The organism is Streptomyces sp. NPDC028314, assembly GCF_055565795.1.
In genome coordinates, this window is sequence record NZ_JBVHTP010000001.1 from 609,055 (window position 1) to 622,325 (window position 13,271).

Annotated in this window: 14 protein-coding genes, 1 tRNA gene and 1 riboswitch; of the genes, 6 read left to right on the forward strand and 9 right to left on the reverse strand. The window is 71.6% G+C overall.

Translation table 11 applies throughout. The features are described 5' to 3' along the window. Positions 1-143 precede the first annotated feature (143 nt). Positions 144-530 (forward strand): VOC family protein, encoded by a 387-nt coding sequence (locus ACZ4TG_RS02750; RefSeq protein ID WP_468159502.1) that lies wholly within the window; start codon positions 144-146, stop codon positions 528-530. A 10-nt stretch (positions 531-540) separates the two neighbouring features. Here ACZ4TG_RS02750 and ACZ4TG_RS02755 read toward each other — a convergent pair whose 3' ends face one another. From ACZ4TG_RS02755 to ACZ4TG_RS02775, 5 genes are all read right to left on the reverse strand, one after another. After that, positions 541-1,350, reverse strand: coding sequence for an ABC transporter ATP-binding protein (locus tag ACZ4TG_RS02755; protein ID WP_468159503.1), 810 nt, complete (start codon positions 1,348-1,350; stop codon positions 541-543). Further along, positions 1,347-2,411: a FecCD family ABC transporter permease gene (locus tag ACZ4TG_RS02760; protein WP_468159781.1), complete on the reverse strand. Its 1,065-nt coding sequence runs from the start codon at positions 2,409-2,411 to the stop codon at positions 1,347-1,349. Before ACZ4TG_RS02760 ends, ACZ4TG_RS02755 begins: the two co-directional genes overlap by 4 nt. Beyond that, positions 2,375-3,364 carry an ABC transporter substrate-binding protein gene (locus tag ACZ4TG_RS02765; protein WP_468159504.1) on the reverse strand — a complete coding sequence of 330 codons (990 nt, stop codon included), beginning with the start codon at positions 3,362-3,364 and terminating at the stop codon, positions 2,375-2,377. The genes ACZ4TG_RS02760 and ACZ4TG_RS02765 overlap by 37 nt, the downstream gene beginning before the upstream one ends. Before the next feature lie 35 nt (positions 3,365-3,399). Further along, a riboswitch (cobalamin riboswitch) is annotated at positions 3,400-3,540 on the reverse strand. 26 nt (positions 3,541-3,566) lie between these two features. Continuing rightward, positions 3,567-3,896 (reverse strand): hypothetical protein, encoded by a 330-nt coding sequence (locus tag ACZ4TG_RS02770; RefSeq protein WP_468159505.1) that lies wholly within the window; start codon positions 3,894-3,896, stop codon positions 3,567-3,569. Positions 3,897-3,941: 45 nt separating this feature from the next. Next, positions 3,942-4,343 carry an FxLYD domain-containing protein gene (locus ACZ4TG_RS02775; protein WP_468159506.1) on the reverse strand — a complete coding sequence of 134 codons (402 nt, stop codon included), beginning with the start codon at positions 4,341-4,343 and terminating at the stop codon, positions 3,942-3,944. A gap of 477 nt (positions 4,344-4,820) precedes the next feature. Here ACZ4TG_RS02775 and ACZ4TG_RS02780 point away from each other — a divergent pair, with 477 nt between their 5' ends. After that, on the forward strand, positions 4,821-5,210 hold the full coding sequence (locus ACZ4TG_RS02780) for a TraR/DksA family transcriptional regulator (RefSeq protein ID WP_468159507.1): 390 nt from the start codon (positions 4,821-4,823) through the stop codon (positions 5,208-5,210). Between the two features lie 105 nt (positions 5,211-5,315). Here the strand turns inward: ACZ4TG_RS02780 and ACZ4TG_RS02785 are convergent. Further along, positions 5,316-5,389 (reverse strand) — tRNA-Trp (locus ACZ4TG_RS02785). Positions 5,390-5,625: 236 nt separating this feature from the next. On the opposite strand from ACZ4TG_RS02785, the gene ACZ4TG_RS02790 reads away from it, so the two are divergent. Then, positions 5,626-6,177, forward strand: a complete 552-nt coding sequence (locus ACZ4TG_RS02790) for a DUF4352 domain-containing protein (protein ID WP_468159508.1) — start codon at positions 5,626-5,628, stop codon at positions 6,175-6,177. A gap of 169 nt (positions 6,178-6,346) precedes the next feature. Further along, positions 6,347-7,990 (forward strand): GMC oxidoreductase, encoded by a 1,644-nt coding sequence (locus ACZ4TG_RS02795; protein WP_468159509.1) that lies wholly within the window; start codon positions 6,347-6,349, stop codon positions 7,988-7,990. A gap of 65 nt (positions 7,991-8,055) precedes the next feature. Here the strand turns inward: ACZ4TG_RS02795 and ACZ4TG_RS02800 are convergent, their stop codons facing one another. Beyond that, entirely contained in the window at positions 8,056-8,535 is a 480-nt protein-coding gene (locus tag ACZ4TG_RS02800; RefSeq protein WP_468159510.1) for a carboxymuconolactone decarboxylase family protein, read from the reverse strand. Then, positions 8,532-9,611: an NAD(P)H-dependent amine dehydrogenase family protein gene (locus tag ACZ4TG_RS02805; RefSeq protein WP_468159511.1), complete on the reverse strand. Its 1,080-nt coding sequence runs from the start codon at positions 9,609-9,611 to the stop codon at positions 8,532-8,534. The genes ACZ4TG_RS02800 and ACZ4TG_RS02805 overlap by 4 nt, the downstream gene beginning before the upstream one ends. A 239-nt stretch (positions 9,612-9,850) precedes the next feature. Here ACZ4TG_RS02805 and ACZ4TG_RS02810 point away from each other — a divergent pair, with 239 nt between their 5' ends. Further along, positions 9,851-11,179 carry a glycoside hydrolase family 18 protein gene (locus ACZ4TG_RS02810; protein WP_468159512.1) on the forward strand — a complete coding sequence of 443 codons (1,329 nt, stop codon included), beginning with the start codon at positions 9,851-9,853 and terminating at the stop codon, positions 11,177-11,179. A 178-nt stretch (positions 11,180-11,357) separates the two neighbouring features. Further along, complete coding sequence (locus tag ACZ4TG_RS02815) at positions 11,358-12,242, forward strand: aldo/keto reductase (protein WP_468159513.1); 885 nt, start codon at positions 11,358-11,360, stop codon at positions 12,240-12,242. Between the two features lie 22 nt (positions 12,243-12,264). Here ACZ4TG_RS02815 and ACZ4TG_RS02820 read toward each other — a convergent pair whose 3' ends face one another. Continuing rightward, a complete protein-coding gene (locus ACZ4TG_RS02820; RefSeq protein WP_468159514.1) occupies positions 12,265-13,269 on the reverse strand; it encodes a PfkB family carbohydrate kinase in 1,005 nt (334 codons plus the stop codon). Positions 13,270-13,271: the final 2 nt, after the last annotated feature.

Here is a 13,271-nt window from a genome sequence, read left to right on the forward strand (position 1 = left end):
CCGCCGGCGTCCGCCATCGTCCGAATACCGGGTGGTATTCGCCTGGACCGTCCGTTTAGGATCACAGTGACGGCATCGCGTGTCGGTCACCGACCGGGTGAGGCATGGAGGTGCCGTGGCGTGCCTTTCGGAGGCATTCACTCATGTCAGTCCAGCTGAACCACACCATCGTCCACTCGCGTGACAACCGGGAGTTCGCCGAGTTCCTGGCGGACCTCCTCGGTCTGGAGGTCGGGAACGAGTGGGGACCCTTCGTCCCCGTCGAGACCGGCAACGGCGTCACCCTGGATTTCGCGACCGCTCCGGCCGAGTCCATCGCCGCCCAGCACTACGCGTTCCTCGTCTCCGAGGACGTGTTCGACGCGGCTTTCGAAAAGATCAAGTCGGCGGGGATCGCCTACTACGCCGACCCGCACCAGAAGCATCCGGGGGAGATCAACCACAATGACGGGGGCCGCGGCGTCTACTTCCCGGATCCGTCCGGACACGGGATGGAACTGATCACCCGGCCCTACGGCTTCCAGGGGTAGAGCCGCGGCTCTACTCCCGCACGCGTTCCCCGGCCACCGGAAGGTAGACGATGCTCGGCCCGCCGGTGGTCGGGTGGGTGCCGACCCGGGCCCGGACTCCGTACACCTCGGACAGCAACGCCTCGGTGAGGACCTCGGCCGGGGCCCCCGAGGCCACGACCCGTCCGCCTGCCAGCACGTACAGCCGGTCGCAGAAGGACGCGGCCAGGTTGAGGTCGTGCAGGACGAGCAGGCTGGTCGCGGGGAGGGCGCGGACCAGGCCCAGGATCTCCAGCTGGTAGCGGATGTCCAGGTGGTTGGTCGGCTCGTCGAGGGCGAGCAGGCCGGGGTCCTGGACGAGGGCGCGGGCGACCAGGGCGCGCTGGCGTTCGCCGCCGGAGAGTTCATCGAACCGGCGGGCGGCGAAGGCGGCCGCGCCGACGGTCTCCAGGGCCTCGCCGACGCGCCGGGCGTCGTCGGGTCCGTCCTGTTCCCAGAACCGCTTGTGCGGGCTGCGGCCCATGGCGACGACCTCGCGGACCGACAGCCCGAAGGTGCCGGCCGCGTCCTGCGGGACGACCGCCACCCGCCTGGCCCTGTCCTTGACGCCCAGCGACGCCGCGTCGACCCCGTCCAGCAGCACCCGGCCGGAGGCGGGGCGCAGGGTGCCGTAGACACAGCGCAGCAGGGTGGTCTTGCCGCTGCCGTTGGGCCCGACCACTGCGACGGTCTCGCCGGGCCGGGCGGTGAGGTCGATTCCGTGCAGCACCGTCTTGCCTTCGACCTCGTAACGGAGGGCCTCGACGCGGAGTTCCACCGGGCGTCCCGTCAGCAGGCTCATCCGGCCACCCCCTCGGTACGGGTGGACCTGCGCAGCATCCACAGGAAGAACGGCCCGCCGACGAGTGCCGTGACCACGCCGACGGGTATCTCCTGCGGCGCCGCGGCCGTACGGGCCGCCAGATCGGACAGTGTCAGGAACACCGCCCCGCCCAGCGCGGCCACCGGCAGCAGCGCCCGGTGTCCGGCGCCCACCGCCATCCGGGCGGCGTGCGGAACCATCAGCCCGACGAAGCCGATCGCGCCGCTGTAGGCGACCAGCACACCGATGACGAGGGAGGTGAGGACGAACACGGCGGCCCGGAACCGGGCCGTGTCCAGGCCGAGGGTGTGTGCGCCCTCCTCCCCGGCGAGCAGCAGGTCCAGCGGCCGGGCGAGGGCGAGGAGCAGGCCGGTGCCGAGGAGCAGCGCGGCCGTGGGCAGGGCGAGTTCGTCCCAGCGGGCACCGCCCAGCCCGCCGAGGGTCCAGAAGAGGACGCTGCGGATCTGGTCGGGGTGTGCCGCCAGCACCAGCACCAGGCTGGTGAGGGCCGACAGGATGTACTGGACGGCGACCCCGGCCAGGATCAGCCGGCCGGTGGTCATGGTGCCGCCGCGCCGCGCCATCGCGTAGACGGCGACGAGCGCGCCCATGGACCCGGCGAACGCCGCGAGCGGCACGCCCGCCCCGCCCGCGAATCCGAGGGTCCCCGTACCGAAGACGATCACCAGCACGGCCCCGGCCGACGCCCCCGAGGAGGCGCCGAGCAGGAAGGGGTCGGCGAGCTGGTTGCGCACGAGGGCCTGCAGGACGGTGCCCGCCACGGCGAGTCCGGCGCCGACGACGGCGCCGAGCAGCACGCGCGGCATCCTGACGTCCCACACGATCGAGCCGAAGGCCCCGCCGCCCGGTCCGGGGCCCGCGAGCACGATGTCGAGCACCTGGCCGGGGGCGATCCGTACCGGTCCCAGGGCGAGGCCCGCGACGGCGGACGCGATGAGCGCCGCGGCGAGGAGCACGAGGGCGGCCGGGGTACGGCGCGAGCTCACGCGGCGTCGGGGTGCAGCTGGCGGCCCAGGGATTCGACGGCGTCGGGGACGCGTACTCCGAGCACGGCCGAGGACAGCGGCAGCACCACGAACCGCTGGTTCTTGACGGCGGGAACCTGCGCCAGGGCCGGGTCGTTCAACAGGCGCTGCTTCTTGGCCTCGACGGTGGTGCCGCCGTAGTCGAAGATCAGGACGACCTCGGGTGCCCGCTCGATGACCTTCTCCCAGGCGACGTCGCCGAAGGTGTCCTTGAGGTCGGCGAACACGTTCGTCCCCCCGGCGAGGGAGACGATCTCGTTGCCGATGCCGTTGCCTCCCGAGGTGAAGGCGGAGGCCTCGCCCGAGTCGTAGACGAAGACGGACGGCTTGGCCTTGTCCTTCACCCGCGCGGTGACGGCCTCGATGCGGTGCTGCTCGTCCGCGATGAGCTCGGCGCCGCGCTCCGGTACGCCGAAGGTGTGCGCCACTTCGGTGATCTCGGTCTTGAGCTGGTCCAGCCCGACCGGCCCCTGGGTGCAGTACTCCACGCTGAGACGGGAGTTGACGCCGGACCCGGCCAGTCCCTCGCGGTCGCGGCCCTGCGCCTTGTCGAAGGCGCTGGCGTAACCGCCGTACACGAAATCGGGGTTGGCGCCGAGGAGGACCTCCTTGGAGGGGTACTCCTTGGCCAGCACCTTCGTCTTCTCGTACGCGGGCCGGTAGGCGGGCAGGACGGCGTCGTCCAGGTAGGCGGTGCCGACCAGTTTCCGCTCCAGTCCCAGGGCCAGCATGATCTCGGTGGTGTGCTGGTTCAGGGTGACCACGCGCTCGGGCGGGACCTGGTAGGTGGTGCTGACACCGCAGTTGGCGACGGTGTACGGGAACCCGGGCACGGCGCCGGCGCGCGCGGCGGCGTCCTTCCCGCCCGGCGAACCCCCGCAGGCGGCAAGGGGCGCGAGCAGCGCGAGGGGTATGAGCGAGCGCAGAACAGCGCGGGAACGCGGCATGGCGAAGCCTCTCCGGGGGATCCTCGTCCCCGGTCGAAGTGAAGAGGCGGTGCGTCAGTGTCTGACTCCCGGATCCGCGCGGGGCGGATTCCGGTCACAGTGGCGGGACCGCACCGGATTCGCACCGGTTTCCTGTCCTGCACCGCCTGGGAGAACCCTGCCAAGTCTGCCAGACGCCCGGGTGCGGACCGGGCGAGCGCTCTCAGAACCCGTCGGGGTCGGGCGGGGCGGGCAGGTAGACGTGGGGCTCGTCGCCCTCCCAGCTGAGCAGCGGGGTTTCCTCGCCGAGCACGAGTTCGTCGGGGTCCGCCACCCCGGCCCGGCGCAGGAGTTCGATCACGTCCGCGTCACTGTGGGCCAGGCCCAGGACCTGCTCCCGATCCGGGGCCCGGGGCTCCCCCTGCTCCTGGGGCTGGGCCTGCTCTTGGGCCTGCTCCTGGGCCAGGCCCGGGTCCTGCTCCTGGACGCGGATGGTGACCCTCCGGCCGCCCGAGACGGAGATCCGGTGCACGACGATCGGCGCATGCTCCATGCCACCACGATGCGGCGGGAGGTCTCCGGTCGCATCCGGGCCGGGTCAGGAGGCGTAGCGGGTCACGTCCGTGATCCGGCAGCTGATCCTGTCCTGGATCTGCTCCAGCCCCTGCGCCGTGGTCCGCGCGCTCTGCCCCGGCGCGAGGTTGTTCGAGAACGCGGCGGCCTCGCCGAGCCGCTTGTTCGACGCGTCGACGAACTCCACGCTGATGATGTAGCTGCTCGACTTGGAGGACCGGTTGGTGATCAGCAGCTCGGCGCTCCCCCAGCCCGTGTCCGGGTCGAGCTCGCACCCGGTGATCTTCACGTCGCCCGCGGGCCCGGTGGTCGCCGGCCTCTCACCGGCCGACGGGGTGAGCGTCCCCGAGACCGACGGGCTCGGCGGCACGGCCGGGCGCCGGTCGGGTTCTCCTCCGCCGGACACGGTCAGGAGGGCGCCGATCACGCCGATGAGCAGCAGCAGACCAATGGCCCCCAGGCAGGACAGCCCGATGATCCGGCCGGTGCTGCCCTTCCTCGGAGGCGGCGGAGACCCCCACGACGCTCCGGGCGGCTGCGGTGTTCCGTATCCCGGCGGAGGCCGCTGACCCCAGCGGGGAGGCTCCTGTCCCGGCGGTGGCGACTGGTCCGACATGCATCCACCCTGGGGCCGCGGCTTCCCGCGCGCATCCGGACACCGTGCGCCCGGACCGTCGGCCGGCTCCGCCCCATCCGGAACCTCTCCTGTCACATGGCTACCCGCAGACCCGCAGCAGTGCATATGGTGTGGCCCCGGACCATCCCGGGCGCACGCCCCTCCCGGCCTCCCCACGGGAGGGCTGCTGCGTGTCCGCAGGTCAGCGCCGGTCTCTCGGCATTCGGCCGTGGCCACCGCGCTCATGGAGCGCGGAATGCACACCCCCGCCCCGACGTTGTCGCACGCATGAGCGGTACGCCCGATCCTCCCCCTTCCGCTACGGACTTCCCCTCGGTCGTCCGTGAACGGATCGCGGCCGAGCAGGCCTCGACACGTGCGCAGATCGCGGCCTTGAGGCGCGACTTCGACGGCATCGTCGAGGCGAACGCCCTCGTGGCGGTCGACGACGAGCACGATCCGGAAGGGTCCAGCACCGCTTTCGAGCGTGCCCATGTCGCAGCCCTGCTCGCCCAGGCCAACGCGTACCTGGGGGAGCTGGACCACGCACTGGACCGCCTGGAGCAAGGCGTCTACGGGCGGTGTGAGGGGTGCGGCGAGCCGATACCGGAGGCCCGCCTGGAGGTACGCCCGGCGGCGACGACATGCGTACGCTGCGCCGAGGCCGGCCGCGGCTGACCGAAGCCGGGGCGGTGACCTCGACGCCGGGAGATGACGAACGCCCAGCTGGGAAGAGGTCTCCCACCTGGGCGTTCTGCGCATCCACGCTGGTGCTGCTTCTTGCAGGGGCGGCAGGAGTCGAACCTGCGACCTACGGTTTTGGAGACCGTTGCTCTGGCCAGCTGAGCTACACCCCTTCGGCGAGACCAACCATGACATGGCTCGGCCCGAAGATCCACCGAATTCGGTGGTCAACTGGGGGAATTTCCGAGCGCGTACGGGTGCCCCGGAGGTCCGGGCGGCGGCGAGCGGGTCGCCCGAGCCGATCCGTGCCGGGGGCCCGGGCCGGCGGCCCCGCCCACGATCCTCCGCGGGTGGCGCGAGCGCCACCCGCGGAGGATCGTGGGCGGGGGGCAGTGAAGGAGGTGCCGCCATGCGCCGTACGCGGATCACGGGAGCCGCGCGCCGCCTCCGGAGCCCGCTCGCCGCTCTCGTGCTGCTCGCCACCGCCGCACTCGGCGCCGCACCGGCCGGCCACGCCCCCGCCCACTCCGGGCCCGGCGATCCGACCGGCTCCTCCGAGACCGTTTCCCTGGCCGGCACCCGGCCCGGCGAGCGCCTCGACGTCACCCTGACGAAGGTGGCCGACCCCGCGAAGCCGGCGAGCCCGACGGGGCCCGCGCCCGAGGGCGCGGGCCGGCTGGTCGCCGTACAGCTGAAGCTGGAGAACACCGGCACGGCCCCGTACGAGGACTCCCCCGCGCCCGCCGCGCACCTGCTCGACACCTCCGGGCGGCGCTACACCGGATCCGACACCCCCACCGACGCGGGACCGGCGTTTCCCGCCACCGTCACCCTCGACCCCGGCGACACCGCGCTCGGGTTCATCGCCTTCCGGATCCCCGCCGAAAGCTCCCCCGCCGCAGTGCAGTTCGCCCTGAACGCCGGACTCGCCGACGACGTGGCCCAGTGGAGCCTCCCCTAGGACGAGGCCGCCGCTTGCGACCCCGGCGCCACGGGCGTCACGGGCGTCACGGGGCTGCGCGGGGCCACCGGCCCCGAAGCGGCCGGAAATTACCTCGGCGTATGTAGTGACTTACCACGCAAGCAACAGTAGAACTTGTTCTCACTCCGTCGAGAGTGAGGAACGTCACATGAGTGACAAATCCCTGAACAACAAGGTATCCAAGGGTGTTTCACGCCGTGGATTCATCGCTGGAACCGGTTCCATTCTTGGAGCCGCGGCACTGGCCGTCAACACCACGGCCGCCCGCGCCGGAACAGTCACCGCGAACGCCCCCATCGCAGCGGGGGCCCATGTACCGGTCCTCGTGATCGGCACCGGATACGGCGGCTCCGTCGCCGCACTGCGCCTCGCCCAGGCGGGTGTCGACGTCCAGATGATCGAGATGGGCATGGCCTGGGACACCCCCGGCACCGATGGAAAGATCTTCGCCAACACCACCAAGCCGGACTATCGTTCCTACTGGCTGCGCACCAGGACGAAGGCACCCCTCAGCAACTTCCTCGGCTTCCCGATCGACAAGGACGTCCCCAAGTACACGGGCATCCTGGACGCCGAGGAGATGGGCGGGATCATCGTCTACCAGGGCCGCGGGGTCGGCGGCGGCTCGCTGGTCAACGGCGGCATGGCGGTGACTCCCAAACGGCAGAACTTCGCCTCGATCCTGCCGTCGGTGGACGCCGAGGAGATGTACACCACCTACTACCCGCGGGCCAACGCCGGCCTCGGCGTGGGGCTCATCGACCCCAACTGGTTCGAGACGGTGGACTGTTACCAGTTCGCCCGGGTCGGCCGCAAGCACGCCCAGCGCTCCAACTTTCCCTTCGTGTTCGTACCGGACGTCTACGACTGGGACTACATGAAGAAGGAGGTCGCCGGGACCGTCCCCAAGTCCGCGGTGGCCGGCGAGATCCTCTACGGGAACAACGCCGGCAAGAAGTCCCTCCAGCAGACCTACATCGCCGCCGCTCGCGCGACGGGCAAAGTCAGCATCTCGCCCCTGCACCGGGTCACCACCGTCTCCCCCTCGGCCGGTGGCGGCTACACGGTCGTCATCGAGCAGCTGAACACCACCGGCGACACGATCGCCACCAAGACCGTCGTCGCCGACAAGGTGTTCTTCGCGGCGGGCAGTGTCGGCACGAGCAAGCTCCTCGTGAAGCTGAAGGCCACCGGGGCGCTGCCGAACCTCAACAACGAGATCGGCAAGGGCTGGGGCGACAACGGGAACGTCATGTGCGGCCGCGCCAATCACATGTGGGACGCGACCGGCAAGGTGCAGGCCTCCATTCCCTGCGGGGGCATCGACAACTGGGACGCGGGCGGCGCCTTCGCCGAAATCGCCCCGCTGCCGACGGGGATCGAGACGTACGCGTCCTTCTACCTGTCGATCACGAAGAACCCGAACCGGGCCGAGTTCTCCTGGGACGCGGCGGCGGGGAAGGTCGGCCTGAACTGGCAGACGGCCTGGAAGCAGCCGGCCATCGACATGGCCAAGACCATCTTCGACAAGATCAACTCGAAGGAGGGGACGATCTACCGGACCGATCTCTTCGGCACCAACAAGATCTGGGGCGACCACCTCACCTACCACCCGCTCGGCGGCGCGATCCTGAACAAGGCCACCGACAACTACGGCCGCCTGCACGGCCACCCCGGCCTGTACGTGATCGACGGTGCGCTGATCCCCGGCAACACCAGCGTCAATCCGTTCGTCACCATCACGGCGCTCGCGGAACGGAACATAGAAAAGATCATCGCCACCGACCTGTAGCGATGACCGGTTCCCGGGGCCGACCGGAATCTCCGACCGGAATCTCCGACCGGCCCCGGACCACCTCAACTCCCCGGCAGCATGCAGACGCTGTCGAGGCCCAGCACGTGATTGAGCCGGCCGAAGGCCAGCCAGGAGCCGATGCTCATGCTCAGCTCCACGATCTCCACCTGGCTGTAGTGCGCGGTCATCCGCCCCCAGAACTCCTCGTCGAGACCGTGGTGGTCCAGGGCGTACCGCTCCGCGTACTCGGCGGCGAGCCGCGTGCGGTCGTCGAAGGCCTTGGTGGTACGCCACTCGGTGACCGCGTCGGCGAACTCCTCCTCGACCTTCTCCCCGTCCCGGTCGGTGCGCCAGTCGAGGCAGAACACGCACCCGTTGATCTGCGCGATGCGCAGCCGGGCGGCTTCGAACTCGCGCAGGCCCAGGGTGGTGTGGGCGTAGACCGACAGGGAGAAGTTCGCCGCGGCCATGCCGATGCCGGGGACCATGTCTCCCCATACGTATTCGATGGGGTGCTGCCCCTCGGGGATGTCGATCCTCATGGCTGCTTCCTTCCGAGTTTGCCGACTGCGGGTCGCAGCGGGATGTCGAGCGCGTCGTAGATGCCGGGTTCCGCGGCCACGAGCCAGTCGATGGCTCCGACGAGCCGCCCGACCGCGGTGGCGTTGCCGCCGGCGGACCGGTTCTCGCCCTCGTCGGTGGCCTCGATCGTGACCTCGATGCGGGGGCGGCCCTCGATGATCACCCGGTGTGCGCCGGCCCCGTCGGGGGGCAGCGGCCAGTCGGGTGCGCAGGACGGATGGATGCGGGTGACGTGTTCGATCACGATGCGGGGTTCGCCTTCGACGATGCCCTGGACCTCGAACCGGATCGCGCCCTGGCTGCCGGCCTCGAACTCGCCCATCGTGCGCGTGGTCACGGTGGTGTCGAGCGCCCGGCGCTGCGAGGTCTCGCGGATCTCGTCGAGTTCGACGCCGAGCGCCCGGGCCATCATCCGTATCTGTCCGCCCCACACCATGCTGGGGATCGAGGGCATCAGCATCATCGGCTCGTAGTCCATCGGCTGGCCCATGCCGACCAGGTAGCGGACCGAGTCCGGCTGGTCGTACGTGGAGTAGTCGAAGATCTCCTGGCAGCGGATCGCGTCCACCGTCGTGCCGAGTCCGCTGATCAGGAGCGGGAGGACGTCGTTGCCCCAGCCCGGGTCGACACCGGAGGCGAACAGTGAGCCGCCGCCCTCGGCTATCGCGGCCAGCACCGGATCGACGAACTCCGGCGGGGCGTTGCGGTGGTCGTAGAGGGGGTAGAGGGCCGGGCTGACCACCGCCGCCCCGGCGGCGATCGCGCGGGTGATGTCGGCGAGGGCTTCATCGGGGCGGATGTCCCCGGAGGCCGCGTACACCACGGCGGCCGGCCGGGCGGCCAGCACCGCCTCGATGTCGTCGGTGGCGGCGACCCCCAACATGCGCGCCAGCCCGCCGAGTTCGCCCGCGTCGCGGCCGACCTTGGCGGGGTTGTGGACGATTACTGCCGTGAGTTCGAGCGCCGGGTGGGCCTCGACCGCGCGGATCGCCGCGCGGCCGACGTTGCCGATGCCCCAGACCACCGTGGGAATCATGCGCGGAGGGTAGCGACGGGGGGCAGAGGTGCCCAGTGCCGTGAAGGATGTTTTTCGGACGGGTCGGTAACACCGCAGAAGCCGAGGTGGACGCCCCCTTGACCGGGATGGTCCAGACCAATAGTTTCCGGGGTGCAGCGCCTCCGCGGCACAGCACCTCACGTCGCAACCCTGCCCCGCCGCGCCACCACACATGTACAGCGCACGCGAATCCGCTCCCGCATCCGTAAAGGAAGCCCATGCGCTTCAGCACGCTCGGCAGGCTGACCGTCGCCGCCTGCTCCCTGTCCCTGCTGGCCGCCTTCGCGCCCTCCGCCGCCGCGCAGGCCGACGCGGGAGGCCACGACCGCTCGTACAAGAAGGTCGGGTACTTCACCCAATGGGGCGTCTACGGGCGCGACTTCCAGGTCCAGGACCTCGACGCGAACGGCACGGCCGGCAAGCTCACCCACATCAACTACGCCTTCGGCAACATCAGTCCTGAGGGCAAGTGCTTCACCGGGAACGTGCCCGGTGAGGCGGACGCGTGGGCCGACTACGTGCGTCCGCTCGACGCCGCGAACTCCGTCGACGGCGTGGCCGACGACGCGCAGCAGCCGCTGGCGGGGAACTTCAACCAGCTGCGCGAGCTCAAGGCCAAGCATCCGGGCCTCAAGGTGCTGCTCTCGCTGGGCGGTTGGAGCTGGTCGACGAACTTCTCGGACGCCGCCCTCACCCCCGCCTCCCGCAAGGCCCTCGTACAGTCCTGCATCGACCTCTACATCAAGGGGAACCTGCCGAGGGACGGCGCCCGCGGCGGCCCGGGCGCGGCCGCCGGGATCTTCGACGGGATCGACCTCGACTGGGAATGGCCCGGCTCGGCCGGTGACACGGACACGAAGTTCCGCCCCGAGGACAAGCGCAACTTCGCCGAGCTGGTCAAGGAGTTCCGCACCCAGCTCGACGCGTACGGCCGCAACCAGAAGCGGAAGCAGAAGTACGAGCTGACGGCCTTCGTCCCGACCGCCCCGGCCAAGATCGACGCGGGCTTCGACGTCCGCCGGATCATGCGCGACCTCGACTTCGTCACCCTCCAGGGCTACGACTTCCACGTATCGGGCGAGAAGACCACCGCCCAGCAGTCCGCGCTGTACGCCCGGGGCGACTTCAGCGTGGACGGCACCGTGGACGCCTGGCGGCGGCGCGGGGCGCCCGCACAGAAGCTGGTGGTGGGCATGCCGTTCTACGGGCAGGGCTGGACCGGCGTCAGCGGCGGCGGGGACGGCATGGGCCGGCCGGCGACGGACCCGGCGCCGGCGGCCTGGGCGGCCGGGTACGCGGACTACAAGGAGCTCAAGCAGCTGGCGGCTTCGGGGACCTACCGGGTGTACCGCGACCGGCGGGGCGGGCACGCGTGGCTGTTCGACGGCACCACACTGTGGACGTACGACGACCCGCAGGTGCTGCGCGCCAAGACGCAGTACGTCCGTGAGAACGGCCTGGGCGGCGCGATGTTCTGGTCCCTGGACGCGGACACCGCCGACGGCGAGCTGATGACCGCCGTCGACCGGGGCCTGCGCGGCCGCTGAGGGCCGTCCCCCAGGGGCCGCGAGAGGTCTGCGGGCCTCCTCCGACCGGCGCCGCCGGGCCGTGGAAACCGGCCCGGCCCGGCGGCGCCTCCCATCCGGACGCTCGGCCGGCCGGGCGGCCGTTTCCGCAGGCCAGGGCACCGAGCCCCGCTCACCGGCCGGTGTGCGAGAGTGCTCCATGACCTCTGAACCGATCAATGCCCACGAATCCGGAACCTGGCAGCTGGGTGACCTGACCGTCAACCGGATCGGTTTCGGCGCCATGCGCCTCACCCACCTCGCCGACGGCTCCCCCACCGACCGCGACCGCGTGACGGGCGTGCTGCGCAGGGCCGTCGAGCTCGGCGTCAACCACATCGACACGGCCTCCTTCTACTTCTCCGCGCTGCGCTCCGCCAATGAGCTGATCAACAGCGCCCTCGCCCCGTACGGCGACGAACTGGTCATCACCACCAAGGTCGGACCCGGCCGGGACCCGGCCGGGAACTGGTGGTGGGCCGAGCCCGAGCAGCTGCGCGGCCAGGTCGAGGAGAACCTGCGCCAGCTGGGCCGCGACCACCTCGACGTGGTCAACCTCCGCATCCCGCGCCGCGAGAGCGCCGGTTCGGTCGCCGAGCACTTCGGGGCCCTCGCCGAGCTCCGCACGGCCGGCCTGATCCGGCACCTGGGGATCTCCAACGCGCGGCCCGAGCAGCTCGCGGAGGCCCGGGCGATCGCCCCGGTGGTCTGTGTGCAGAACCCGTACGGGATCGGCTCCCCGGCCGAGGACCACGCCTTCCTCGACGCGTGCGGGGAGCAGGGCGTGGCGTTCGTACCGTTCTTCGCGATCGCGGGCGCGGGCAAGGAGGCCGGGGTGGTCGAGGCCGACGGCCCCGAGGTCCTCGCGCTCGCCGCGGAGCACGGGGTGTCGGCGGCCCAGCTGCGCCTGGCCTGGACCCTGAGCCGGGGCGCGCACGTGCTGGCCATCCCGGGCACCGGGAACCCGGACCACCTCGCCGAGAACATCGCCGCCGGTGCGCTGCGCCTGTCGCCGCAGGAGATCGCCCTGCTCGAAGCGGCGTAGGAGGTCGCGGACGGCGCACGGCTCAGCCCGGTCGCCGCCCGCTCGGCGCAGTAGTCCCGCGGTGCGCGGCGGCCAGGGCGGCCGTCTCGGTGAAGGCCGGTACGCGTCCGGTGCCGCCCCGGCCGGACACGGACAGGGAGGCGGCCGCGGCCCCGTACGCCACGGCGTCCGCGAGGGTGTCGCCGAGCGCGAGGCGGGCGGTGGTGGTGCCGGTGAAGCAGTCCCCGGCGCCGGTCGCGTCGACGGGGGCGGGGTTGACGGGCACGGGGTGGTAGGCGGCCCGCGTGCCGTCGTCCAGCAGCAGCCGGCCGGCGCCCGCCGTGACGGCGACGGCACGGGCGCCGAGCGCGCGGTAGCGGCCGGCGGCGAGCAGCGGGTCGTCGGTGCCCACCAGCGCCAGCGCGTCGGCCGGGCACGAGGTCTTGAGCAGCCCGGTCAGCGGGGCGATCCGCGCCAGCAGTTCCCGGGCCTCGCTCCGGCCGGTGAGCCGGGGGCGGAAGTTGGGGTCGTACGAGAGGTGACCGCCGGCCTCGTGGACGGCCCGGGCGGCGGCCAGCACGGCCTCCCGGCTGCTCGGTGACAGGGCGCCGGCGATGCCGCTGGTGATCAGGGCGGCGGAGCCGGTCAGCAGCTCCCGCCAGGACTCGACGTGCCGGGTGGACAGGGTGGAGCCGGCGCTCCCGGTGCGCCAGTAGACGAACTCCCGGTCTCCCTCGGTGTCGGCGCTGAGCAGGTAGGCGCCGCTGGGGCGCGGGGAGCGGCGTACGTGGGAGACGTCCACGCCGAGTTCGGCGGCGCGGGCCAGCAGCGGGACGCTGAGCTCGTCCTCCCCGACCACGGCCAGCAGCGCGGTCCGGGCCCCGGCGGCCACGGCGGCGGCCGCGGCGTTGAGGGCGTCGCCGGAGTAGGAGATCCGGGCGGGGGTCCCGTCGGCGGCTTCGCGCAGCGGGGTGTCCGCGTGGAGCTCGACGAGGACCTCGCCGAGGACGAGTACGTCGTAGCCGGCGGCGCGCGGCTGTCCGGACACGG

Coding starts and splice junctions, on each gene's coding strand:
- ACZ4TG_RS02805 (WP_468159511.1), bottom strand. CDS start 9,611: ATGATTCCCACGGTGGTCTGGGGCATCGGCAACGTCGGCCGCGCGGCG.
- ACZ4TG_RS02780 (WP_468159507.1), top strand. CDS start 4,821: ATGAGCGGTACGCCCGATCCTCCCCCTTCCGCTACGGACTTCCCCTCG.
- ACZ4TG_RS02765 (WP_468159504.1), bottom strand. CDS start 3,364: ATGCCGCGTTCCCGCGCTGTTCTGCGCTCGCTCATACCCCTCGCGCTG.
- ACZ4TG_RS02755 (WP_468159503.1), bottom strand. CDS start 1,350: ATGAGCCTGCTGACGGGACGCCCGGTGGAACTCCGCGTCGAGGCCCTC.
- ACZ4TG_RS02770 (WP_468159505.1), bottom strand. CDS start 3,896: ATGGAGCATGCGCCGATCGTCGTGCACCGGATCTCCGTCTCGGGCGGC.
- ACZ4TG_RS02810 (WP_468159512.1), top strand. CDS start 9,851: ATGCGCTTCAGCACGCTCGGCAGGCTGACCGTCGCCGCCTGCTCCCTG.
- ACZ4TG_RS02790 (WP_468159508.1), top strand. CDS start 5,626: ATGCGCCGTACGCGGATCACGGGAGCCGCGCGCCGCCTCCGGAGCCCG.
- ACZ4TG_RS02815 (WP_468159513.1), top strand. CDS start 11,358: ATGACCTCTGAACCGATCAATGCCCACGAATCCGGAACCTGGCAGCTG.
- ACZ4TG_RS02750 (WP_468159502.1), top strand. CDS start 144: ATGTCAGTCCAGCTGAACCACACCATCGTCCACTCGCGTGACAACCGG.
- ACZ4TG_RS02795 (WP_468159509.1), top strand. CDS start 6,347: ATGAGTGACAAATCCCTGAACAACAAGGTATCCAAGGGTGTTTCACGC.
- ACZ4TG_RS02800 (WP_468159510.1), bottom strand. CDS start 8,535: ATGAGGATCGACATCCCCGAGGGGCAGCACCCCATCGAATACGTATGG.